Source organism: Streptomyces sp. NPDC059832 (assembly GCF_042731715.1).
Taxonomy (GTDB): domain Bacteria; phylum Actinomycetota; class Actinomycetes; order Streptomycetales; family Streptomycetaceae; genus Streptomyces.
In genome coordinates this window covers 116,994-140,034 of record NZ_JBHWIY010000005.1, presented here as the reverse complement: position 1 = coordinate 140,034, position 23,041 = coordinate 116,994, and the positions used below count along the sequence as shown (strand labels likewise).

The 23,041-nt window shown below is 72.4% G+C and carries 20 protein-coding genes and 1 pseudogene; 9 read left to right on the top strand and 12 right to left on the bottom strand.

The annotated features are described in order from the left end of the window. Positions 1-7: 7 nt before the first annotated feature. From ACFV8T_RS10815 to ACFV8T_RS10805, 3 genes are read left to right on the top strand one after another with little or no spacing between them, the layout of a single operon-like run. Positions 8-529 carry an NUDIX hydrolase gene (locus ACFV8T_RS10815; RefSeq protein WP_385326425.1) on the top strand — a complete coding sequence of 174 codons (522 nt, stop codon included), beginning with the start codon at positions 8-10 and terminating at the stop codon, positions 527-529. A gap of 44 nt (positions 530-573) precedes the next feature. Continuing rightward, entirely contained in the window at positions 574-969 is a 396-nt protein-coding gene (locus ACFV8T_RS10810; protein WP_385326423.1) for a YidH family protein, read from the top strand. Further along, positions 966-1,277: a DUF202 domain-containing protein gene (locus ACFV8T_RS10805; protein WP_385326422.1), complete on the top strand. Its 312-nt coding sequence runs from the start codon at positions 966-968 to the stop codon at positions 1,275-1,277. The genes ACFV8T_RS10810 and ACFV8T_RS10805 overlap by 4 nt, the downstream gene beginning before the upstream one ends. A 29-nt stretch (positions 1,278-1,306) precedes the next feature. Here the strand turns inward: ACFV8T_RS10805 and ACFV8T_RS10800 are convergent, their stop codons facing one another. Further along, positions 1,307-2,251 carry an NADP-dependent oxidoreductase gene (locus ACFV8T_RS10800; RefSeq protein WP_385326420.1) on the bottom strand — a complete coding sequence of 315 codons (945 nt, stop codon included), beginning with the start codon at positions 2,249-2,251 and terminating at the stop codon, positions 1,307-1,309. A 67-nt stretch (positions 2,252-2,318) separates the two neighbouring features. Further along, the gene (locus ACFV8T_RS10795; protein ID WP_385326418.1) at positions 2,319-3,608 is read right to left on the bottom strand and encodes a glucarate dehydratase family protein; all 1,290 of its coding nucleotides are present in this window, start codon (positions 3,606-3,608) and stop codon (positions 2,319-2,321) included. A gap of 180 nt (positions 3,609-3,788) precedes the next feature. Between ACFV8T_RS10795 and ACFV8T_RS10790 the strand changes: the two genes are divergently transcribed. Further along, positions 3,789-4,811: a phosphotransferase family protein gene (locus tag ACFV8T_RS10790; protein ID WP_385326416.1), complete on the top strand. Its 1,023-nt coding sequence runs from the start codon at positions 3,789-3,791 to the stop codon at positions 4,809-4,811. An 8-nt stretch (positions 4,812-4,819) separates the two neighbouring features. Continuing rightward, positions 4,820-6,034 (top strand): acyl-CoA dehydrogenase family protein, encoded by a 1,215-nt coding sequence (locus ACFV8T_RS10785; RefSeq protein WP_385326414.1) that lies wholly within the window; start codon positions 4,820-4,822, stop codon positions 6,032-6,034. Positions 6,035-6,074: 40 nt separating this feature from the next. Here the strand turns inward: ACFV8T_RS10785 and ACFV8T_RS10780 are convergent, their stop codons facing one another. Together ACFV8T_RS10780 and ACFV8T_RS10775 are read right to left on the bottom strand one after the other, a co-directional pair. Continuing rightward, the gene (locus ACFV8T_RS10780; protein WP_385326413.1) at positions 6,075-10,757 is read right to left on the bottom strand and encodes a HEAT repeat domain-containing protein; all 4,683 of its coding nucleotides are present in this window, start codon (positions 10,755-10,757) and stop codon (positions 6,075-6,077) included. 72 nt (positions 10,758-10,829) lie between these two features. Continuing rightward, a complete protein-coding gene (locus ACFV8T_RS10775; RefSeq protein ID WP_385326412.1) occupies positions 10,830-10,994 on the bottom strand; it encodes a hypothetical protein in 165 nt (54 codons plus the stop codon). A 74-nt stretch (positions 10,995-11,068) separates the two neighbouring features. On the opposite strand from ACFV8T_RS10775, the pseudogene ACFV8T_RS10770 reads away from it, so the two are divergent. Then, positions 11,069-12,035: pseudogene (locus tag ACFV8T_RS10770) on the top strand (LysR family transcriptional regulator). Here ACFV8T_RS10770 and ACFV8T_RS10765 read toward each other — a convergent pair. Genes ACFV8T_RS10765 through ACFV8T_RS10755 form a run of 3 tightly spaced genes read right to left on the bottom strand, consistent with a single transcriptional unit; the run spans position 11,974 to position 15,016 of the window. Next, entirely contained in the window at positions 11,974-12,567 is a 594-nt protein-coding gene (locus tag ACFV8T_RS10765) for a TetR/AcrR family transcriptional regulator (protein WP_385326410.1), read from the bottom strand. The pseudogene ACFV8T_RS10770 and the gene ACFV8T_RS10765 overlap by 62 nt on opposite strands. 29 nt (positions 12,568-12,596) lie before the next feature. Next, positions 12,597-14,255 carry an AMP-binding protein gene (locus ACFV8T_RS10760; RefSeq protein ID WP_385326408.1) on the bottom strand — a complete coding sequence of 553 codons (1,659 nt, stop codon included), beginning with the start codon at positions 14,253-14,255 and terminating at the stop codon, positions 12,597-12,599. Further along, positions 14,252-15,016 (bottom strand): SDR family oxidoreductase, encoded by a 765-nt coding sequence (locus tag ACFV8T_RS10755; RefSeq protein ID WP_385326407.1) that lies wholly within the window; start codon positions 15,014-15,016, stop codon positions 14,252-14,254. Before ACFV8T_RS10755 ends, ACFV8T_RS10760 begins: the two co-directional genes overlap by 4 nt. Before the next feature lie 185 nt (positions 15,017-15,201). Between ACFV8T_RS10755 and ACFV8T_RS10750 the strand changes: the two genes are divergently transcribed. Then, positions 15,202-16,467, top strand: coding sequence for an exo-beta-N-acetylmuramidase NamZ domain-containing protein (locus ACFV8T_RS10750; RefSeq protein WP_385326406.1), 1,266 nt, complete (start codon positions 15,202-15,204; stop codon positions 16,465-16,467). 54 nt (positions 16,468-16,521) lie between these two features. Here ACFV8T_RS10750 and ACFV8T_RS10745 read toward each other — a convergent pair whose 3' ends face one another. Further along, on the bottom strand, positions 16,522-19,347 hold the full coding sequence (locus ACFV8T_RS10745) for a penicillin acylase family protein (RefSeq protein WP_385326405.1): 2,826 nt from the start codon (positions 19,345-19,347) through the stop codon (positions 16,522-16,524). A 229-nt stretch (positions 19,348-19,576) separates the two neighbouring features. Here ACFV8T_RS10745 and ACFV8T_RS10740 point away from each other — a divergent pair, with 229 nt between their 5' ends. Beyond that, positions 19,577-20,188, top strand: coding sequence for a hypothetical protein (locus tag ACFV8T_RS10740; RefSeq protein ID WP_385326404.1), 612 nt, complete (start codon positions 19,577-19,579; stop codon positions 20,186-20,188). Here ACFV8T_RS10740 and ACFV8T_RS10735 read toward each other — a convergent pair. Both ACFV8T_RS10735 and soxR read right to left on the bottom strand, forming a co-directional pair. Then, positions 20,124-20,762, bottom strand: coding sequence for a serine/threonine-protein kinase (locus ACFV8T_RS10735; protein WP_385326402.1), 639 nt, complete (start codon positions 20,760-20,762; stop codon positions 20,124-20,126). The genes ACFV8T_RS10740 and ACFV8T_RS10735 overlap by 65 nt on opposite strands. A 60-nt stretch (positions 20,763-20,822) precedes the next feature. Further along, positions 20,823-21,296: a redox-sensitive transcriptional activator SoxR gene (gene soxR / locus ACFV8T_RS10730; protein WP_385326400.1), complete on the bottom strand. Its 474-nt coding sequence runs from the start codon at positions 21,294-21,296 to the stop codon at positions 20,823-20,825. 131 nt (positions 21,297-21,427) lie between these two features. On the opposite strand from soxR, the gene ACFV8T_RS10725 reads away from it, so the two are divergent. Further along, positions 21,428-21,889: a MaoC family dehydratase gene (locus ACFV8T_RS10725; protein ID WP_266421469.1), complete on the top strand. Its 462-nt coding sequence runs from the start codon at positions 21,428-21,430 to the stop codon at positions 21,887-21,889. A gap of 75 nt (positions 21,890-21,964) precedes the next feature. On the opposite strand, the gene ACFV8T_RS10720 is transcribed toward ACFV8T_RS10725, so the two are convergent. Together ACFV8T_RS10720 and ACFV8T_RS10715 are read right to left on the bottom strand one after the other, a co-directional pair. Further along, positions 21,965-22,594 (bottom strand): TetR/AcrR family transcriptional regulator, encoded by a 630-nt coding sequence (locus ACFV8T_RS10720; protein WP_385326398.1) that lies wholly within the window; start codon positions 22,592-22,594, stop codon positions 21,965-21,967. An 81-nt stretch (positions 22,595-22,675) separates the two neighbouring features. Continuing rightward, entirely contained in the window at positions 22,676-22,966 is a 291-nt protein-coding gene (locus ACFV8T_RS10715) for a YiaA/YiaB family inner membrane protein (RefSeq protein ID WP_266421465.1), read from the bottom strand. Positions 22,967-23,041 lie beyond the last annotated feature (75 nt).

The following is a 23,041-nucleotide window of genomic DNA, read 5'->3' as shown; positions in this document are numbered from 1 at the left end:
GGGGAGCATGACTCCCTCTGACGAGATCCTGGACATCGTCGACGAGAACGACGTGGTCGTGGGGCAGGCCCCGCGCGGTGAGGCGACCGCGCGGGGCCTTCGCCATCGCTGCGTCTTCATCGAGGCCCGGGACGCGGAGGGCCGGCTCTTCGTCCACCGCAGGACCCCGGGCAAGCTGGTCTTCCCGTCCCGCTACGACATGTTCGTCGGCGGGGTGGTCGGCGCCGGTGAGTCGTACGACCAGGCGGCGCTGCGGGAGGCCGAGGAGGAGCTGGGGGTGTCCGGGCTCCCCCGGCCCGAACCGCTCTTCAAGTTCCTCTACGAGCATGCCGGGCACTCCTGGTGGTCGTACGTCTACCAGGTACGGTGCGAGCTGCCGGTGAACCCGCAGGTGGCGGAGGTCGCCTGGCACACCTTCCTCACCGATGACGAGTTGGCGCGGCGGATCGGCGACCGGGAGTGGGTGCCGGACGGCCTGGAGGCGTACCACCGGCTGCGCGCCTTCCGGGCGGCCGGAACGGCCTCCTGAGCCCGACCGGCGATCACCTGCAAAGCGGCAGATAAGGTTCAAGCGTGAACGAATTCGTACAGAGCCTGCGGCTGTGGTTCGCACCGCAGCGCATCCGCGAAGAGGGCGACACCCCCGATTACCGGTTCTCGCTCGCCAACGAGCGCACCTTCCTCGCCTGGATCCGGACGGCTCTGGCGCTGATCGGCGGCGGGTTCGCGGTCGACCAGTTCCTGCCGGAGCTGGCCTGGGGCATCCGCGCCGGTCTGGCGCTCGCGCTGCTGGCGGCCGGTGTGCTGTGCGCGCTGCGGGCGGTCAACCACTGGGTGCGGTGCGAACGGGCGATGCGGCGCGGGGAGGACCTTCCGGTCTCGCGGTTCCCGACGCTGCTGGGACTGGGCGTCGCGGTCGTCGCCGTGGCGATGGTGGTGGTGGTCCTCTTCGGCTGGGAGGGGCGGTGACCACCCCGGAGCGCGACCCCGGGCTGCAGCCCGAGCGGACCCGGCTGGCCTGGCGGCGTACGACGCTGTCGTGCACGGTGGTGGCGCTGCTGGCGGTCAAGCAGGCGCTGCACGGCGGGGCGGGCCCGGCCGCGATCGTGGCGGTGGCGCTGAGCGCCCTGGCCTGGCTGGGTTTCCTGCGGGTGGCGCACCTGCGGGTGCTCGGGATGGGGACCGCGCGGCCGCGACCGCTGTCGGCACGCGGCGCGCTGACCGCGGCGGCGTGCACGGTCGCGCTCGCGGTGTTCGCCGCGGCCATGCTGTTCTGAGTGTTCCGGGCGCCGGGCGAGGGCGGGCGTCAGAGGTCCGGGACCTCCCAGGGGACGGTGACGACGATCTTTCCGCGGGTACGCCCCTGCTCGTTCAGCCGGTAGGCGTCCGCCGCCTGTTCCAGCGGGAAGACCCGTTCCACATGGACCGTGACGATGCCCTGTTCGGCCAGTTCGGCCAGATGGGTGAGGTCCTTCGCGTCGGGTCGTACGTAGGCGTAGCGGCCGCCGTACGCGAGGACCTCGCCGTCCGCGATGGAGGCCAGGCGGCCCCCGGGCTTCAGCACTTCGGCGGAGACCCGGAGCGCCTCGCCGCCGACGGTGTCGAACGCGGCGTCGACGCCCTCCGGGGCCAGGGCCCGCAGCCGGTCGGCGAGGCCGTCCCCGTAGGCCACCGGTTCCCCGCCGAGCTGCCGGACATGATCGTGGTTGTGCTCGCTCGCGGTGCCGATGACGCGGGCGCCGGCGTGCCGGGCGAGCTGGACGGCGAAGGAGCCCACCCCGCCGGCCGCCGCGTGGACGAGGACCGTGTCGCCGTCGCGGATCCGCAGGGCGCGGTGCAGGACCTGGTAGGCGGTGAGACCGGCCAGCGGCAGTCCGGCCGCCTCCTCGAAGCTCAGGCTCAGCGGCTTGCGGGCGAGGGTGCGCACGGGCGCGGCGACGTATTCGGCGAACGTGCCGCGGCTGAGGAAGTCCTCCCGCACATAGCCGATGACCTCGTCGCCGACCGCGAACTCGTCGACGGCCGTGCCGGGCTGCACGACGACGCCGGACACGTCCCAGCCGGGGATCACCGGGAACACCGCCTCCAGTGCGGCGTCCAGGTGGCCCTCGCGGGCCTTCCAGTCGACCGGATTGACGGCCGCGGCCCGCACCTTCACCAGGACGGAGTCCGGGCCGACCTTGGGGTCGGGCCGCTCCCCGTACTCCAGGACGTCGGCCCCGCCGTACCCGCTGTAGCTGATCGCCTTCATGCACCGACCTTCGGTGCGGGTCCGGGCCCCCGCAAGTCAGGCCGTCGCGTCCCGGGCGACGGGCCCGTCACCAGCGCGGGATCGTCGGTGTCTCCCACCCCGGCTCGGCCTTGCGCATCGCGGCCGCGTCGTCGCGCTCGCGCATCGTGCCGTCGTCGTCGAGCCAGCGCCGGTGCAGCGCGGCCAGGCGTTCGCGGTCGAGTTCGACACCGAGCCCGGGTGCGTCGGACACGGTGAGCCGGCCGTCCCGGAAGACATGGCGGGTGGTGATGACGTCCTCGGTCTGCCAGGGGTAGTGGCTGTCGCAGGCGTAGTCGAGGTTGGGAACGGTGGCCGCGACATGGGTCATCGCGGCGAGGCTGATGCCGAGGTGGGTGTTGGAGTGCATGGAGAGTCCGACGCCGAAGGTGCGGCAGATCCCGGCCAGTTCACGGGTACGGTGCAGCCCGCCCCAGTAGTGGTGGTCGGAGAGGACGACCTGCACGGCGCCACGGGCGAAGGCCTCCGGCACCTCGGCGAGGGTGGTCACGCACATGTTGGTGGCGAGCGGTACGTCGGTGCCGGCGGCGACCGAGGCCATCAGGTCCGTGCCGCCGGCCGGGTCCTCCAGGTATTCGAGTACGTCCTTCAGCTGCTCGGCGACGTGGAGCGAGGTCTCGACGGACCAGGCGCCGTTGGGGTCGAGGCGCAGCGGCTGCCCGGGGAACTCCTCGGCGAGGGCGCGGATCGCGGCGATCTCCCGGTCGGGTGCGAAGACGCCGCCCTTGAGCTTGAAGGAGGAGAAGCCGTACTCGCGGGCGAAGCGCCGGGCCTGGGCGACGACTCCGGCCGGGTCGAGGGCCGCGTCCCAGTCGTCCTGCTCGCCGCCCTCGGGGTGAGCGGCCCAGCGGTAGAAGAGATACGCGCTGTACTCGACGCTGTCTCGGACCTTCCCGCCGAGCAGGGCGTGCACGGGGAGGCCGAGGGACTTGCCCAGCGCGTCCAGGCAGGCGACCTCGAAGCCCGAGACGACGGAGAGCCTGAGCTTGTCGGCGGTCTGGACGCCGCGCAGCCCGCCCGCGTCGACCCGGTCGTCGGCCGCGCGGGAATCCCCGCACACCTCATCGGCCAGGGCGAACAGTCCGTTCAGATCGCTGACCGGGCGTCCGGTGAGTGCGGTGGCGAGCGGCCGGGCGAGTTCGAGGTACTTGCCGTCCCCGTACGTCTCGCCGATACCCGTGACCCCACCGCGTGTGACGACCTCCACGATGAGCCGCGGGGTGTAGGGCTGGTGGACGCCCTGGGTGTTGAGCAGGGGCGGGTCGGCTATCAGGATCGGGGTCAGCCGGACTTCGTCGATCAGCAGCTCTGTATTCATACGTGAACCCTATTCAGGGATGCGACTGAACACCAGACTCCGCGCCAAGGAGGACGCGAGTCCGCCCGTCGGATCCGGACGCGACTCCACCCGATGGATCCCGGGCACGCACTGGACGACATACCGACTGGTCGGCATGATGGTCTCCGACCGTCTTTCACCCCCTCGGAGGTGCGCACGATGAGCTCAGTCCCCCCGCCAGGTCTCGACCTCGACCGGCTGCGCGGACATCTCGACCGCGAGCGGCCGGGGCTGGTGAGCGGACCGCTCGAAGCCCGGCTGATCGAGGGCGGCCGGTCGAACCTGACGTACACCGTCACGGACGGCACCGGCCGCTGGGTCGTCCGCAGGCCCCCGCTGGGCCATGTGCTGGCCACCGCGCACGACATGAGGCGCGAGCACCGGGTGATCAGCGCCCTGCACCCGACGGCCGTTCCGGTGCCCGAGCCGGTGCTGCTCTGCGAGGACGACTCGGTGATCGGGTCGCCCTTCTACGTCATGGAGTACGTCGAGGGCACCCCGTACCGCACCGCCGAGCAGCTCGCCCCGCTGGGCGCCGAGCGCACCCGGGAGGCGGTCCTCGGGCTCGTCGACACCCTCGTCGCACTGCACGCCGTGGACCCGGAGTCCGTCGGACTCGGCGACTTCGGGCGCCCCGAGGGCTTCCTCGACCGGCAGCTGCGCCGCTGGGGCAAACAGCTGGACGCGTCGCGCAACCGCGAGCTGCCCGGCATCGACGAACTGCACGCCGCGCTCGGGCGCGAGCTGCCCGTCTCGTCCGCGCCCACCGTCGTGCACGGCGACTACCGGCTGGACAACGTCCTGATCGGCTCGGACGACCGGATCAAGGCCGTCCTCGACTGGGAGATGTCGACGCTCGGCGATCCCCTGACCGACCTCGGCCTGCTGGTGATGTACAGCTCCGACCTCGGTCTGGCCGACTCGCCGGTCTCCACCACCAGCGGCGCGGCGGGCCACCCCTCCCCCGCCGAACTGATCGAGCGCTATGCCGCCCGCTCCGGCCGGGACACCTCCGCCATCTCCTGGTACACGGCGTTCGCCTGGTTCAAGCTCGCCGTGATCCTGGAGGGCATCCACTACCGCTACGCCCTGGGCCAGACCGTCGGCGCCGGCTTCGACCGCATCGGCGATCTCGTCCCGGTCTTCATCGAGCACGGCCTCACCACCCTCCAGGAAGGCTGATCACCCCCATGGACTTCGCATTCGACGCCCGCACCGAAGAGCTGCGCGCCAAGCTGCTCGCCTTCATGGACGAGCACGTCCACCCGGCCGAGAAGATCGCGGACGAGCAGCGCGCGCTGCTGGCCTCCCCGTGGGACACCCCGCGGATCGTCGAGGACCTGAAGGCCGAGGCGCGCAGGCAGGGTCTGTGGAACCTCTTCCTCCCGGACGCCGAGCACGGGGCCGGGCTGACCAATCTCCAGTACGCACCGCTCGCCGAAATCACCGGCCGGTCACCGCAGTTGGCGCCGACCGCGCTCAACTGCGCGGCTCCCGACACCGGGAACATGGAGGTGCTCCACCAGTTCGCCACGGACGAGCAGAAGAAGCAGTGGCTGGAGCCGCTGCTGGCCGGTGAGATCCGCTCGGCGTTCGCGATGACGGAGCCCGAGGTCGCCTCGTCGGACGCGACGAACATCGAGACCCGGATCGTGCGCGACGGCGGGGACTACGTCGTCAACGGCCGCAAGTGGTACATCTCCGGGGCGATGAACCCGGACTGCAAGATCTTCATCGTGATGGGCAAGACCGACCCGGACAGCCCCGACATCCGCCGCCAGCAGTCGATGATCCTGGTCCCCCGCGACACCCCCGGCCTCGAAGTGCGCCGCGCCATGCAGGTGTACGGGTACGAGGACCATTACCACGGCGGTCACGCGGAAGTCGTCCTCACCGATGTGCGGGTGCCGGCCGGGAATCTGATCGGCGAGGAGGGCGGCGGCTTCGCCATCGCCCAGGCACGGCTGGGGCCGGGCCGGATCCACCACTGCATGCGGCTGATCGGCATGGCCGAGCGGGCCATCGAGTTGATGTGCCGGCGGGCGGTGTCCCGTACCTCCTTCGGCAAGCCGCTCGCCCAGCAGGGCGTCGTGCAGAACTGGATCGCGGACGCGCGGGTCACGGTGGAGCAGCTGCGGCTGCTGGTGCTGAAGACGGCCTGGCTGATGGACACGGTGGGCAACCGGGGCGCGCACACGGAGATCCAGGCCATCAAGATCGCCACCCCGCGCGCGGTGGTCGACATCATCGACCGGGCGGTGCAGCTGCACGGCGCGGGCGGGGTGAGCCAGGACTTCCCGCTGGCCGAACTGTGGGCAGCCGCACGGACGTTGCGGCTGGCGGACGGCCCGGACGAGGTGCATCAGCGGTCGCTGGCCCGGCGGGAGATCAAGCGGTACGTGTAGACGGCGGCCCGGGGGCCGGCCAGGGATTGCGGGTCACTCCTCAGTGTTCAGCGGCCCTGATCCGGTCCAGTACCTCCGTGTACAGGCAGCGCCGGTCGGGCCGGGCATGGGCGGCGGCGTTGCGGAGGGCCGGGACCGCCGCCCCGCCCAGCTCGACCAGCCCCTCGGCCGCCGCCTCGCGCACGACGGCGTGCGGGTGCCCGAGCAGTCCCGTCACCGCGGGAATCGCCGGCTCCCAGCCCGCCCGGCAGAGCGTCCGGATCGCCATGCGCACCACGTCCGGCCGGGGGTCGTCCAGCAGGAGTTCGGTGTGGCGCAGATGGGCCGGCCGGCCGAGCATCACCCGGGAGGCCCGATGGGCGCGCAGCCGGACCTTGGACCGGGGGTGCGTGATCAACTCGCCGATCAGATCACGGAGTTGCCGGTCCTGGTCCGGCTCCGGGCCGGTGTGCGCCCCGGCCAGTTCCGTGAGCGCCCGGCAGATCTGCTCCGGCGTGCCGGTTCCGGCCAGGTCCAGCAGTTCCTGCCGGGTCGGGCGATGGCCGGTCCCGGCGGGTACGGCCGCACCACGGTCGCGGAGCACCGCCAGTGCCGCCGCGTCCTGCCGCCCGGCGTCCGGGCCGCGCAGCGGTCCCTCCACGAGCAGGAGCCGGTCGGCGAGTTCGTCGCGCCCTTCGGTACGCAGGCGTCGGCAGGTCCGCGTCAGCGCCGGGGTGCGCAGCAGCGGGCGGCCGACGAGCAGATCCAGGAAGCCCCAAGCCCCGGCGTCGAGGCGGTCGCCCAGTGCCCCGGCCAGCGCGTCGGCGGGGTACGCGCGCAACGCGTCGCCGACGGCCCGGCCCAGGGCGGGCGGCGCGTGTTCCCACCACTCCAGCAGCAGCGGGACCAGCCGTTCCAGTTCCCACGGGTCGAGCCCGGCAGCCGCGCGCGCCACCCTGTCGCGCAGGATCCCGTCGCCCCGGAGTTCCGTCTCGTCGACGGCGCCCAGTGCGCGGGCCGGGTCGACGCCGGCGGGCAGCCCGACCCGGCCGTGGAGGTACGCGCGCAGGACCGCCAGACGGGCCTCCGGCTCGGGCCACCGCGCCAGCACCTGGGCCGCGGTCTGCCTGCGGTCCGCCTCGGCCGATCCCAGCATGGCCAGCAGCCGCTCCCGCAGGGCCGCCGAACGCGGCTGGTCCAGGTCGTCGACGCGTACCCGTCGCGGTGGTGACGTCGGCGCGTGGGCGGTCTCGGCGATGGTCCAGGGCGGCGCGTCGATGGGCTGGAGCAGCGTCATCCAGTCGATGAGCGCGGCCCGGACCCCGGGGTCGGCGCCCCGATGGGCCTCGATCAGCGCGGTCAGCCGGTCCCGCGAGGGGACCGCGCCGTCGTCCCGTCGGCGGAACTCCTCCAGTGCGCCCGGTGTACGGACCGCGTCGTCCAGCGCGATTTGCCAGGCCCGGGTTCCGGCGGGCAGGGGCCCGTCGGCGGTCTCCGGGACGGCGAAGGCCTCCCGGAGCACGGCGGTTTCGGCCCGCCAGGGGTCGGCGCCGAGCCTGGCGCCCGCGAGCGCCCGGTCGAGGTCGGCGCGGACCGGTACCGCGCCGAGGCGGCGCAGCAGCGTCAGCGTGGACCGGCTCGGCGTCGCCGGCGCGGGGCGCAGGGCCCGTACCGCGGCGACGGCGGCCGGCTTTCCGGTGGCCGTCAGCATCGGCGCGACCGCTTCGAGCACCGCGATCAGGTCGTGCCGGTCCTTGCCCAGGGCGTCGGCAAGCGCGTCCATCAGGAGCGGGGCGGACCGGGCGAACGCCGTGAGCTCCGCGTCGCCCCGGGGCTCGGCGCAGAGCCGCAGCGCGAACCGCACCACCTTGCTCCGGAGCGCCTTGCTCCGGGGCTCGTGGTTCCGGGGCTCCTGGTTCCGGGGCTCCTTGCTCCCGAGCGCCTTGCTCCGGAGCTCCGGGCGGGAGCCCGCCAGCCGGAGCCAGTCGGCCAGCATCGGCCGCAGCTGTTCCGACCGGTCGGGGCCGAGCGGCTCGTCCCGCTCGACGACGCGCAGCGCGACCTCGGGATCCCAGCCCCCGGTCACCAGGTCCTCGATGTCGCGGTCCGCCTCGCCGGCCACCGATGACGGGTCTCCGGCGGCCGGTGCGGTGATCCCGTGCCTGGCCATGGGTATCGCCAGATCCTTCACGGTGCCGAAGGCCAGTCCGACCCGGCGGGACGCCACCAGGGTGAGCAGGGTGACCGCCACCGGTGACTCCTGGTCGTCCAGTGCGAGGACCGAACGTGCGGCGAGGACGCCGTGGAGGCCCTCCAGCAGCAGTTGGCGGGTGCCGTCGTCCCGGCTGTGTTCGGCGGCGGCGACGAGGGTGGCCGCATAGGCGTCGCCGAGGACGGCGCGCAGGGCCGCGACGAGTGCGGCGCGCAGTCCGGGGTTGCCGTCGTGCCCGAGCCGGAAGAGGAGCTTCGGGAGCGCCACCGGTGTGCCCGCCCGGACCAGCGCCTCGGCCGCCGTCTTCCTGATGTTCATGTTCGGATGGTCGAGACATGCGGAGATCGCGGCGCTCGCCCAGTGGGCCCGGCCATGGCCCAGCGCGAGCAGCGCCTGCCGGACGGTCTGGACGTCCTGGGCCCTCGTCAGCGCGATCAGCGTGGCCGAGAGCGCCTGGGCGTCCTCACCCGTGGTGTCGCGGGCGAGCAGGGCGATGACGTGCTTGCGTACGTGCCGGTCGCGGTGGCGCAGCAGTCGGTGCACCCGCGCACGGGTGCCCGTCCAGGGGGCCCTGAGCAGCAGTTCGAGCAGGACCACCTGCTCGTCGTCGGACAGTCCGGGGCGGTCCAGCAGATCCAGCGCCACCGTCGCCACCAGTGCGTGCCCGGCCTCCCGGGCGTCCGTGGTGCCGAGCAGGCAGACGGGCCGGATCGCGCCCCGTCCGTGGAGCCGGCGGCCCAGGGCGCTCACGGCGTCCAGGACCTCCTGCGGCACCGCGGGCTCACCGGCCGGCTGTCCGTGCTCCCCTGTCCGGGGCGCCGCGTCCGGGCTCCTCGACGCGGCCTGCTCGGCCACGATGCGCAGCAGCAGGTCGGCGATGACCGGGAGGGTGCCGGCGTTGCCGTGGGCCGCCAGCCGGCACAGCGCCGCCACCGGCGCGTCCGGGTCCAGGTGGGAACTCAGCAGGGCCAGTTCGCGCTCGTCCGGTCCGCCGAGGTCGGCCGCGATGCGCGGCGGCAGATCGACGGGGTCGAGCCGTACGAGAAGGGCGCGGCGCTGCACCGGATCGCGGTTCAGCTGCCACAGCAGTTCGAGGGCGCGGTTGCGTACGGCGCGCAGATGGGGCGCTGTCCCGTCCGTGGTGAGGCCCAGCCCTTCGCGCAGGGCCAGTACCGTCCGGTCGCCTCCGATCGCCTCCAGCGCGTCCAGGGCCGCGGCCGGCGCCGAGGGCAGCAGGGCGATCACGGCCTCCTCGGCACCCTCGTGGCGCAGTTCGCGGATCGCGTCGAGGAACGGCCCGGGGGCGGGGGCGGAGGGCAGTACGTGTGCGACGGCGTCCCCGATCGGGAGATCGTCGGCTCCTTGCCCGGCCAGGGCCACCAGCAGGGCGAGCCGTCGCGGCCAGCCCGGATCGTCGGCCGGTGCGTCCGTCAGTACCCGGAGCGTTTCCTTCCGGGAGGTGAAGAGGATCGTCGCCACGTCGCGGGGCGGGATCGAGTGATCGGACAGGGCCAGGCCGATGACGGCGGAGACGTGGGGACCGTCCGGGAAGTGCCCGCGCCGGTGGAGACCGCGCAGGCAGGCCACGGCCGGGCCGCCGAGCAGCAGGGGATCACGGGCGGCGACGGCCGTCAGCTCGCCGATGTCGTCGCGGTCCGCCAGCTCGCCGAGCAGTTCCATCCCGCGCCGGCGAAGGCCCGGCGGAAGACCGGGGTCGCCGACGACGTGGCGCAGCAGGTCCCGGTGGCCGTGGCGCGCGGCGGCAGCGAGGGCGGCATCGGCCACCGCGGGGCATTCCCGCACAGCGTCCTCCGCCGGTCCCCCGGCCTGTCCCCGCACCGGACCCTCCGCCGGTCCCCCGGACCTCGGCCGTACCGGATCGGCGGAGAGGAACGGAGCGAGGAGGCCGGGCGGCAGCGGGTCCGTCGACGCCCACGGTTCGGCGAGTCCGCCCAGCGCACCGGCGACGACCGGGGCGCTGCCGGCTCCCAGCAGACCGATCAGGTCCTCCCGGACCAGCGCCGGGGCCAGCAGTCCGGCGTGCAGCCCCTCCCGGGCCAGCCGCAGCGCCTCGGCCTGAAGCACCGGATCACCGCTGCCCGCCAGTTCGTCCACGAGCCGCGCCGGCCGGTGCGTACCGGTGATGCCCGCCCCCCGCACGGCCTGGTAGAGGAGTTCACCCGGGGCCTCGTCGCGGAGCACCTCGGGATCGTGGAACACATCGGCGCGCAGCCAGGCGATCCGTACCCGTACCGGCAGTTGCCCGGACGTGCGCCACGGCGGCCGGGGACGGCCCCTCAGACGGTGGCCGAGTCGCTCGTAGAGCCCGGCCAGGAGGAGATCGGCCTCCGGCAGTCCGGTCAGCGATGCGGGCAGCAGCCCGGCGAGTGCGTCCATCTCCCCGTCGTCGAACGGGGGGCACCCGGTGACGCGCTCGGTCAGCCGGACCAGCCCGAGATGACGCTGCCCGGGGTCCTCGTGCCCGATCAGTCGGCCCAGGGCGCGGAACTGTTCGTCGACCGGCGTTCGCATCGTCGGATGCTAACCGCGCGCGCTCCGGCCCCACCAACGGGTTTCGGGCCTTCGCTCCCTCCAAGGGCTGCCTCAGTAGCCGCCGGAACCCACGTGGTCCGCCAGCGCCAGATCGCGTACGAAGGCCCTCACCCGCAGCAGGCACCGGGCGGCGAAGCGCACGGCCGGCGCGTGGTGGGGGCCGTACGCCGCGGTCCAGAGTGCGGGGACGTGCGCGGACGACTGGATGTGAGTCATACCTCCAGCTTCGGCCCGCACCCGTGATCGGTCCAACAGATGGTTCAGCCGGCTGCGATCGATGGCGTGGATGGATGGAGCCACGCCAACTCCGCCACTTCATGGCGGTGGTCACGCACGGCGGTTTCACCGCCGCCGCCCGTGCCGAGCCGATCGTGCGGTCCGCGCTGAGCACCTCCGTGCGCAACCTCGAACGGGAGCTGGGGGCCGATCTGTTCGACCGGACCGACAGGCGGGTGACCTCACCGAGGCGGGCCGGGCACTGCTGCCCGCGGCCCGGTCGGTGCTCGCCGGGACGGAGGCGGCCCGGGACGCGGTGGCGGCCGTGGCGGGGCTGGTGACCGGCCGGGGCAGGATCGGCACGATCCAGACGCTGACCTGCGTGGATCTGGCGGCCGAGCGGCCTCGTACCACCGGCTGTGGCCGGGGGTGCAGATCTCGCTGCGCGAGGCGACGACACCGGAGCTGGTCGCGGGGCTGCGGGCCGGTGAGCTGGACCTCGCCCATCTCGCACCGGACGCCGCCGAACTCCCCGAAGGCATCGTCGGGTTCGCGACCTGGCACGAGGACCTGGTGCTCATCACCGCGCCGGGCCATCGGCCGGCGACCGCCGGGCGCACCCTGATCAAGGACCTCTCCGACGAACCGTTCGTGGACTTCCGCGCGGGCACCGGCCCGGAGACCGCGGTGCGGAGGCTGGCCGCGCACTGCGGGCTGGAGCGCCGGATCACCTGCGACGTCACCCAGATCCGGCTGCTCGTCGATCTCGTACGGGCCGGGATCGGCGTGGCGATCGTGCCACGGCGGATCGGCGAGGACGCGGGGCTGCCGTGTCTGAGCATCCGCCGGCCGGAGCCCGGCCGGACCGTGGTCCTCGCCGGGCGGGCGTCCGGGCCCCGCGAGCCCGGCTCGGTCCGCACAGGTGGCCCCGAGCTCCGCAACCCGGCGGCCCAAGCGCTCCTCGACCGGCTCGCAGGGCCTACGGACGCAGGGCACGCAGCAGCAGGTCGGCCAGGTGGTCCGCGACCTCCTGCTGACTGAGCGGGCCGTCGGGGCGGTACCAGGTGGACAGGTGGTGGACCGAACCGAAGTGGTAGTCGACGATCAGGTCCGCCGGGGTGGCCGTGGAGAACACCCCGCTCCGCTGGCCCTCCTCCACCAGGGCCCGGAAGCGCTCGTGGTAGCGGCGCCGCTCCACCCGGACCTGCTTGTTCTTCTCCGGGCTCAGATGGTGCATGGACCGGAAGAAGATCGAGGCGTCGTCGAGGTTCTCGATGGTCGTGACGACCACGTCCGCCGCGGCGTCGCGCAGCCGCTGCTCGACGGGCGCGTCGGCGCCGGCGAAGGCGTCGAGGCGCTCCTGCTGGAGGCGGAGCACCCGGGCGTAGACCTCTTGGAGGAGGTCCTCCTTGGAGCCGAAGTAGTGGTAGAGCGCGCCCTTGGTGACGCCCGCCGCCTCGACGATCTCCTGGACCGAGGTGCGGTCGTAGCCCTGCTCGGCGAAGAGCCGGGTGGCGGCGGCCAGCAGCCGCTGAGGGACGGGAGCCGGGTCCCCGTCCGTCGCCTTGGCCATTGCCGCCACCTGCCTTCCGCGTGAATCGGTCATCGAGGGGAACGCAGTTCCCGCCTGAGGATCTTCCCACTCGCCGTCTTCGGGAGTTCGGTCAGGATCTCGACCTCGCGCGGGTACTTGTACGCGGCAAGCCGTTCCTTGCAGTACGCGCCCAGTTCTTCGGGTCCGACCGAGGCGCCGGGCCGCAGGCTCACATAGGCGCGTACGGTCTCGCCCCGGTAGGCGTCGGGGACACCGACGACGGCCGCCTCCCGGACCGCCGGGTGGGTGTAGAGGACGTCCTCCACCTCACGCGGCCAGACCTTGAAGCCGGAGGCGTTGATCATGTCCTTCTTGCGGTCGACGACGTAGAGCCAGCCCTCGCTGTCCATGAAGCCGATGTCGCCGGTGCGCAGCTCGCCCTCCGGGAAGGCGGCGGCGGTGGCCTCGGGCAGCCGCCAGTAGCCGGAGACCACCTGCGGGCCCCGGACCGCGATCTCGCCCTGCTCGCCGAAGGGCACCTCCTCGCCGTTCTCGTCGAGGATCCTGACCACCGTGTCGGGGCCGGGGACACCGACGGACAGGGTCCCGGAGACCGGGTCGACCGGGGCCTCGCGCTCCGGCGGTACGGAGGCGCAGGGGGCGGTGCACTCGGTGAGGCCGTAGCCGTTGCGGATGTACGGGCCGAAGCCCGCCCGGAACTTCTCGACCAGGGCGGGCGGCAGCGGCGCGCCGCCCGAGGAAATCACCCGGAAGGAGGTGAAGTGCTCGGGGGTGGCGTCGGGGTGGGCGGCCAGCGCCATGAAGGCGGTGGACGGGCCGACGGTGTAGGCGGGGCGGTGTTCGGCGAAGGCTTCGAGGACGACGCCGGGGTGGAAGCGGTACGCGAGGACGAGGGTGCCCGCGTTGGTGAGGCAGGCGGCCAGCTGGCACACCATGCCGGTGATGTGGAAGAGCGGGGCGAGCGCGAAGTAGGAGGAGCCCTCGGGGACGGGGTGCCCGGTCCGCTGGCGCTCGGCGTTGATCATGATGTTGCCGTGGGAGTTCATGGCGCCCTTGGGGGTGCCGCTGGTCCCGGAGGTGTAGCTGATCAACGCCACGTCGGCGGCGGTGGGTTCGCGCCCCTCGGGAGCCCTGGTGCCCCGCCGGGCGACGGCGACCAGGTCGTCGGCGTCCTCGGGCACGGGCAGCCGGTCGAAGCCGAGTACCCGTTCGTCGTTCTGCCTCTGGAGGTCGAGCTCACTGGTGGTGAGGGCGATCCGTACCGTCGGGGCGCCGGCCGCGGTGTCCCGCAGATACGCCTCCCAGGCCCGGTCCGCGCAGATCAGCGCGGTGACCTCGGCGTCCTTCAGTACGTGGCCGACCTCGCCGGACTTGTACATCGGATTGAGCGGGACGACCGTGGCGCCGGCCTTCCAGGCGCCGAGCAGCGCAAGCACGAACTGCGGGGTGTTCTGCAGCATGATCGCGACGCGGTCGCCGCGCTCCAGGCCCTCGGCGGCGAGGTGACCGGCCACCGAGTCGGAGAGCGCGTCCGTCTCGCGGTAGCTCAGGCGTCCGTCGAAGTAGGCGAGAGCGGGGTGCCCGGGGCTGCGGGCGACGGAGTCCCGGAAGGCGTGGACGAGGCTGGGGGCCGGGCTGACGGGGGCCCGCTGGGCCTCGCTGAGCAGGGGGATCCACGGCTTGGCCGCGTAGATCGACTCGGTCATGCGCCGGTCTCCTCCCATTTCTGCTGGAGGTGGTTCATGCTGCCGAGCCAGTGGTCGGTGTCCTTGGCGCGGGCCCGGTAGTACCCGGCGACCTCGGGGTGCGGCAGGACGAGGAAGCGGTCCTCGGCCATGGCGTCGAAGAGCGCGTCCGCGACCGCCTCGGGCTCGATGGCGCTGGGGGCCAGGACGAGCTCCCCGGCCGATCCGGCGGCGGTGAGCATGTCCGTACGCACGCCCTGCGGGCAGATCGCGTGGACCTTGATGCCGCGGTGGCGGTAGGTGAGCGAGAGCCATTCGGCGAAGGCGACGACGCCGTGCTTGGTGACGCTGTACGGCGCGGCGCCGATCATCGTCAGCAGTCCGGCGGCGGAGGCGGTCGAGACGAATCGTCCGCTGCCGCGCTCCAGCCAGTGGGGCAGCAGCGCCCTGGCCGCGCGGACATGGGCCATCACATTGACGTCCCAGGCCGCGGCCCAGACCTCCTCGTCGGCGCAGACGTCGCCGGGCGAGGCGAGGCCGGCGTTGGCGCAGTAGACGTCGACGGTGCCGTCGAGCGCGTCCCTGGCGGCGTCGACGATCTGCGAGGCGTCACCGGCGACGGCGATGCCGCCGATCTCCTCGGCCAGTGTCTTGATCCTCGCCTCGTCGAGGTCGTTGACCACGACCCGCGCACCCTCCGCGGCGAACCGGCGGGCCAGCGCGGCTCCGATGCCGCCTCCGGCCCCTGTGACCACCACGCCCGTGCCCTGCACCGCACTCATCGGGTCCCGCCTCTCTCAGCCGACTGCACTGGCAGACTAACCAGTCGGTATGCCGGAGCGGAAGAGGCGGATGCCGCTCGGGCGGCACTCCTGTCACACCCGTCCCGTCCGGCTCATTCCGTATGGCCTGAACGCGCGCTAGCGTGCGTGACCATGACATGCGTCGCGATCATGGAGGTAGCCGAATGAGCCTGTCCAGACGTGGTTTGCTGGCCGCCGGCGGTGCGGTGGGGGCCCTCGCGGCGACGGCCGCCGGGGCCGGGGCCGCGACCGCCGCACCGGCTCCGGGCAAGGGGCACGGCCGGGTCCGCACCGGCTTCGACCGGCTGGCCGCGGACGGCTACGCACTGCTGAAGGGCGAGAAGGTCGGGATCGTCACCAACCCGACCGGGATCACCTCCGACGTGCGTCACATCGTCGATGTGATGCACCCGGACGAGCGGGTGGACCTGATCGCCGTCTTCGGCCCGGAGCACGGCTTCCGCGGCACCGCGCAGGCGGGCGGTTCGGAGGGGCGGTACGACGACCCGGCGACCGGACTCCCGGTCTACGACACGTACTTGAAGAGCGGGCAGGCACTCGCCGATGTCTTCACGGCGTCCGGCGTGGACACGGTCGTCTTCGACATCCAGGACGCCGGCGCCCGCTTCTACACGTACATCTGGACGCTGTACGACTGCATGGAGGCGGCGGCCCTCGCGGGGAAGCGGTTCGTCGTCCTGGACCGGCCGAACCCGGTGACCGGGCGGGCGGCGCTCGGCCCGGTGCTCGACCCGGCGTTCGGCACGTTCGTGGGCCGCCGGGAGATCGCGCAGGCGCACGGCATGACGGTCACCGAACTGGCGCTGCTCTTCAACGCCCGGTTCCTGGCCGAGCGGCCGGTGGACCTGCGCATCGTGAAGATGTCCGGGTGGAAGCGCTCGGACTTCTTCGACGCGACCGGGCTGCCGTGGGTACCGCCGAGCCCCAACATGCCGACGCCCGACACGGCGCTGGTCTACTCGGGGACCTGCCTGTTCGAGGGCACGAACCTCTCCGAGGGGCGCGGCACGACCCGGCCGTTCGAACTGCTCGGCGCGGAGGGCGTCGACCACCGGTGGGCGGCGGCGGCGAACGCGCTGGACCTGCCCGGGGTCGCGTTCCGCGAGGCGTACTTCGCGCCGACGTTCTCCAAGTTCCAGGGGAAGACGGTCGGCGGTGTGCAACTGCACGTCCAGGACCGCGAGGTCTTCGATCCGGTGCGCACGGGGATCGCGCTGCTGGTGACGGCGAAGCGGACCTGGAGCGGCTTCGCCTGGCGCTCGGACAACTGGATCGACAAGCTCACCGGCAACACCCGGGTCCGCACCATGATCGACGCGGGGGCGGACACGGACGAGGTGGTGGGGGCCTGGGCGGAGGATCTCGCCGCGTTCCGGGCCGTACGCAAGCGGTACCTCCAGTACCGGTGAGACGGCGCCGGGCGGGCCCGAGAACTTCGGACCCGCCCGGCACCGTGGTTCCCCCTACCGGTGGGCGGGGAACTCCACCACCTGCTGGTACGTCGGGCGGTTCTGCCAGTGGATGGACTTCTGGGCGATCCCGCCGAGCGGCCGGTGGACGATCGAGTCGGAGCACCACTGCTCGCCCGCCTTGCAGCTGTCGTCCCCCGGATAGACCTCCGTCGCGGGCCGGGCCGCGGCCTGCTTCAGGGACGCGAGCAGTGCGTCACGGCAGCTGTCCGGATCGCCGTTGCCGCAGTACGTCCTGGCCAGCGGCCCCTTGACCTGCTGCCCCAGGACCTGGCGCAGGTCCTTGTCCACGAAGCCCCACCAGCCGTACTGGAACGCGGATCCGCTGTGCGCCCCGCTCGGCCCGTGGCTCGCCGCCGGGGATTCGTCGGTGGCGAGGTTGGCGGTCAGCGCTCCGTACAGGCCGTCGCCGAGCCCCGGCCTGAACTCGGCCTCGACCAGCTTCGGCCACCACGCGTCCATGATCCGCACCGCGTCGGCATGGGTGTACGCGTGCGAACCGGGGCTGCTCTCCCTGCGCTGCGATCCCGCCGCCCGCCAGGACTCCAACTGCTGTACGGCACCGTTCAGTTCGGGATCGGTCACCGGCCGGGAGCGGATCACCTTCAGCAGTTCGGGCAGCAGCTGCTCGCCGCGCAGATCGGTGACCGCGGCCTGGGCCATGGCCCGGGTGAGGGACGCACGCGTCACCCCGCCCTCCTCGACCAGCTCCGACACCCGGTCGTCCAGCAGATCGCCCCGGTGCACGGCGCTGAGGCCGAAGCCCGCGGCGGCGTACCCCTTGGCCTGCTTGTTGTTCCAGGAGATGTAGTAGTCCTGCCCGCTGGAGTGCGGGTGCTCGGCGAACGGGGTGTACGCGGCGGTGTTGGCGGCCGGCTCGTACCCCTGCCACTCGTAGGCCCGCTCGGCCCGCACCGGCAGCGCCGGGTCGACGCCCGCCGCGCGCACCGGGTTCATGCCGCTGTTGTAGTAGGCGGCGGTGCGGGAGTCGGCGTAGAACCAGTTGAAGGCGTAGTCGATATGGCTCGCCGCCTGCTGGAAGGAGGCGGCGTCCTTGACGTACGACGGATCGTTGAGCATCTGGAAGCCGATGATCGAATCGGCCTCGTGGCGGTAGGTGGAGCGCAGCGAGGTGTACGCGACGGGCTTGCCGCCCACGGTGGCGCGGTGGGTGACGATGCCGTAGTTCGTGCGCCGCACCTGCATCCGGTAGGAGCCCTTCGCCGTGGAGTCGGCGACGGTCGGCTTCCAGGAGTTGGTGCGCTCCAGCGTCTCCATGGCGGTGCAGGTGCCGCGGTAGAGGTAGTGCGTGGCGTCCTTGGTCGGTGTGGAGCCGTCGGGCTCGCACAGGTCGACGGCGTAGGTGTCGGTGATGTCCTGGCCTGCCGAGGTGGCGCTCCAGGCGTAGTCCTGGCCACGGCCCATCTGGATGTACATGCCGACGCCGGCGAAGGAGACGCCGCGGGCGCTGATGCCCGGCCCCTGGAGTTCCTGGAGCATCATCAGCTGCGGGGCGAAGTAGCCGGTCTGCGGTCCGAACACGGCGATGGGGTTTCCGCTCGCGGTGTGCTTGCCGGAGACCAGCAGGGCGTTGGACATGCCGCGCCTCTGGGCGCCGGAGCCGGAGCCGGGCAGCGAGCCCTCGGGGATCACGCCGTCGTCGTAGATGCCCTGGGCCTTCTTGAGCGTGGCCGGGGCCTTGACCGGGGCCTTCCTGTCGGTGCCCGCGGAGCCGGTCCGGTCGTATATGAGGGGGTCGGCGGTGACGGACCCGGCGTCGGGCAGCGCGGTGCCGCGCGCCTCGGCGGGCTTGCCCGCGTACGGGAACGAGGTGCCGTCGTGGATCGTCAGCACGGCCTCGGGGTCCTCGCGCTGGCGGAACGACTCCCAGACCTTGGTGCCTTCGGCGACGCCGTACTTCTGCTGGGCGGCCAGCAGCGAGAGCGCCGCCTGCACTTCGCCGCCACCGCCGCCGCCGAACTGGCCGCCGACGACCGAGGCGATGGAGATCAGGTCGGTCAGCTTGAACGGCTGGATCTCGCCGACGTTGGTGATGGCGTCGATCTTGCCGGTGAGGACGTACTCGCCCGGGAAGTAGCGGCCGTTCTTGGACTTCTCGCGGTAGGCGTTGATGCCGTCGACGTACGCCTGGGCATCCGCCATGGCCTGTTCGCCGCGGGCGCCCTCGTGGGTCCTGATGTACTCGACCTGGGCTTCGAGATCTGCCTCGGTGTACGGGGCCTGCGGCCAGAACTGCTGCTCCAGGCCCTGGTTGGCGAGAGCGCCGCCGGCGAACGAGGTCAGTTCGCCGCGTCCGATGTGCCGGAAGAGGTCCATCAGCCAGAGCCGGTCCTGCCCGGCGGCGAATCCGGCGCCGAACTCGGTGCCGTACCGGGTGGTGCCCTTGATGTGCGGGACACCGGACGCCTTGTCACGGGTGATGGTGACGTCGTCGCGCGGCGAGGTGACGGACTCGACCTGGTCCGTGGACACGCCGAAGGAGGCGTCGTTGAAGAAGTCGGTCAGCTTCTGGTCGGTGAGACCCGACTGTCCGGCCACCAGGCCGTTGTAGCGGTCGAGCTGGTCGTCGCTGTGCGCGGGGTGCGTACCGAACGCCTTGTTGCCGAGGATGTCGACGAGGGTGGCGTTGCCGTTCTCGCCGGGCGGCAGGATGTCGTCGCACTGCCCCTGGCAGTAGTCGGTGACGGGGGCGGGTTCCGCTGCGGCACCGGCCTGCGGCGAGGCCGCCAGCAGGGTGGTGCCGAGGGCGAGAACCGCCGCGACGGTGGCGGCTCTGAACTTGACGGTGCGTGGGGGCATGCGTGCTCCTCCGAGAGGCCGATGCGCCGGAGGTTACTGGCGGTATGACCCGCCGGTAAGGTGAGCAACCGTCACCTTTTCCGAATCGTCACATGCCGCCGCAGGCTGCGGCGCCGCGCTGACGGCTCGCGCCGAATTCCGGACAACATCAGTCTTCGTGGGATCCGAACGGGGCAGCCGTACGTCCATTCCTTGACGCCGAAGTACGAGCGACGGAGGTGACGGTGCGGTGGCGGGATTCCGAAGTCTTGCGAGACAGGTCCGCGATCCGCGGAGCGACCTGGCGCTGCGGCGGTATTCGCTGCGCAAGTGCCTGGAGAGGTTCGCCCCTTACGGGCATCGGGCGACCTGGGACCATCTGTGCACCCGGCACGGGATCGGGCCCGAGGACCGGTCCCCCGATCCGGCGCGGCTGATGCGCGCGCTGGACGAGCTGGAGGCGGCGCGGGCGGTCTGGCTCGGTTACGAGGCGGGGTTCGCCGAGCGCCGCAGGCGGGAGAAGCACGACGGGCTGCGACGGCCCGGCGCGTTCGACGACTGGCACCGGCGCACCTGGGGCGGCTACGGGGTCGCGCGGTGCGAGGACCCGGCGGTGCACCCGTCGGCGCCGCTCGCCGAGGTCCTGCGGCGGCTGATCACGGCGCTGGAGTCGGAGCCCGGTACGGTCTGCCCGGTGTGCGCGGGCGCCGCGATCCGCTGGCGGCAGGATCTGGAGTGCGAGCCGTGGTCGGGGCCGGTCTGCACGGGGTGCGGGATCGTGGTGCCGCAGCCGGTGCTCACCCCGCGGGCACTGGCGAAGGCCCGGAGCGCACCTCGGCGGGATCTGGCATCGGTGGCGTGACGGGCGTCGAACCTCTCCGGCAGGCCCGCGCCCGCCCGGCACCCGGGCGGGCGGGCCCGGGGCCCCGCATGTCAGGACCAGGTCCCGGGATGTTCCGGTGCAGCACCCCGCCCGTATGCGCCGCGGCCGGCGCGTCGACCACCGCGAGGCCGATCCGCGCCGCCTCCGGCGAGGCGAGCGTGCCCTCCTCCAGGAGGTCCGCCAGGGAACGGCCCCGCACCAACTCCATGACGAGCCAGGGCTGTCCGCCCTCGGTGACGACGTCGTGCAGCGCCACGACATCGGGGTGGACGACACCGGCGAGGGACCGCTCCTCCCGGAGCATCCGCGCGAAGAACCGTTGCCGCTGGATATCGGAGTACTCGTCGGGGAACCGCGGCTCCTTGATCGCGACGTCCCGGCGCACCATCTCGTCCCGGGCCGGCCAGACGGTACCCATCCCGCCGTGGCCCAGCCGCTCGACGAGCCGGCACCGGCCGCCGATCGTCCGGCCCTCCCCGACGTCCACGGCCCCTGGTCCGGCCCGCCCGTTGCATCCGTCGTCCGCGCCCACCGCCGTTGCCTTCTTGATCACCTGCCCGGGTGCACATGAGCGACACAGTCGGGCCCGACACAAACATGCTTCCGAGCAGAGCTACGGACCCTCGGCCGGCGGACGCTCCGGCATCAGACGCGAGCCGCTGATCCGCTGGCCGGAGACATCGTTCGGGTTGGAGAGCACGCAGTTCTCCAGGGACAGACAGCCGCAGCCGATGCAGTCGGTGAGATGGTCCCGCAGCCGCCCCAACTGCTCGATGCGGTCGTCCAGTTCGGAGCGCCAGGCCGCGGAGAGCCGCGCCCAGTCCTCGCGGTTCGGGGTGCGCTCCTCGGGAAGTTCGGCGAGGGCGTCCCGGATGGTGGCGAGCGGGATGCCGACCCGCTGCGCCGCACGGACGAACGCGACCCGGCGCAGCGCGTCCCTGCTGTAGCGGCGCTGGTTACCGCTGGTGCGGCGGCTGCTGATCAGGCCCTTGGTCTCGTAGAAGTGCAGGGCCGAAACCGCCGCGCCGCTGCGCGCGGAGAGCTGTCCGACCGTGAGTTCATGGAGTGTCTGTGGGATCTGGGGCACCCCTCCAACCCTACTGGCCCGCCTCCGGCCGGTCCGTCGTTGACAGGAACGCACCCGCCAACCATGCTGAGCAAGCGCTTAGACAGCGCGATGAAGGATGGACTGGAGCTGGAAGGGCAGGGACCAGGGACATGACAGAGCCGAGGATCTTCACGTCCGCGCAGGAGCTGCGCGACGGGGTGGGCGAGCAGCTGGGGCACAGCGACTGGCTGGAGGTGGACCAGAAGCGGATCGACCTCTTCGCCGAGGCCACCGGCGACCACCAGTGGATCCATGTGGACCCGGAGCGGGCCGCCACCGGGCCGTTCGGCACGACGATCGCGCACGGCTATCTCACGCTCTCGCTGCTGCCGGCGCTCGTACCGCAGATCATGCGGGTCGAGGGCATGAAGATGGGCATCAACTACGGGACGAACAAGGTCCGTTTCCCGTCCACCGTGCCCGTGGGCTCACGGCTGCGCGCCTCGGCCGTCCTGAGGAGCGTCGAGGAGGCCGGGGGCGGGGTACAGGTCACCGCCGTCGTCACGGTCGAGCGCGAGGGCGGCGACAAGCCGGTGTGCGTGGCCGAGTCGGTGTCGCGCTACTACTTCTGACGTACCGCCGCTTCCGGCCTGCGGCGGCTTCCGACGCACCGCCGCTTCCGACGTACCGCTGATTCTGACGTTCCGCTACTTCTGACGTTCCGCCGCGACCATGCGCAGCACGAGGTCGGCGTAGAGTTCGCCGACCTCGTCCGGCGTCCGGCTGCCCTGCGCGTTGAACCAGCGCGCCACGTCGATGCAGAGCGAGAGCACCGCGAGCGTGGTGCCCGGGACGTCGGGAACATCGAACTCCCCCGCCCGCACGCCCTCACTGATGATCCGGCGCACCACCGCGTCGCTCCTGCGGCGCAGCTCGACGATCTCGGCGCGGTGCTCCTCGCCGAGGGCGTCGAGTTCGTACTGGACCACGCGGGCGGTGGTGTGCCGCTCGGCGTGCCAGCGGACGAAGCACCGTACGGCCTCGGCCAGCCGCTCGGCCGCCGTACCTCCGCCGTCGGCGGCCGCCTCCAGGACGAACAGGGCGCGGTCGTGGCCGATCCTGCTGATCCGGTGGAGCAGCTCTTCCTTCGTCTTGTAGTGGATGTAGAGCGCGGCGGGACTCATCCCCGCCCGGCCCGCGATGTCGCGGGTGGTGGTGGCGTGGTACCCGCGCTCGGCGAAGGCGTCGACGGCGGCGACGAGCAGCCGCCTGGCCGCCTCGGGCGTCACCTCGGCCCACGGCGCGCTGTCGCCGTCGGTCTCCTCCGCCGTGCTCATCGTCACTCGCCCCTCTCGTCAGCAGGACGAACACCATACCCCGAACCTGAGCAAGCGCTTAGGGCTTGTCCGGAGGGACTGTCAGAGCTTCTGGAAGGGGTCGTGCTCGGCGAGGATCTTCTCCAGCCGGGCCTGGTCGACCCGGCTGACGATCCGCCCCGCCTCCTGGCGGTCCCGGATGACCTTGGCCAGGGTGAAGCAGGAGGTGACGAGGTAGAGGACGCCGATCGCGAGGAATCCGCGGACCCAGGCGTCGGCGTCGAGGAAGTAGATACCGAGAGCCACCGCACCGATCGCCACCCCGAAGGAGGCGACGGCCTGGCCGTAGAAGGCCGCGGTGCCCTGCTGCTTGACCGTTGCTGTCTCACTCATGCGCCCAGCATCGGCCGACATGGCGTGCGCCACATCCGTTCCCGTACTCAACCGGTACTCAGACGCCCGTTCGAG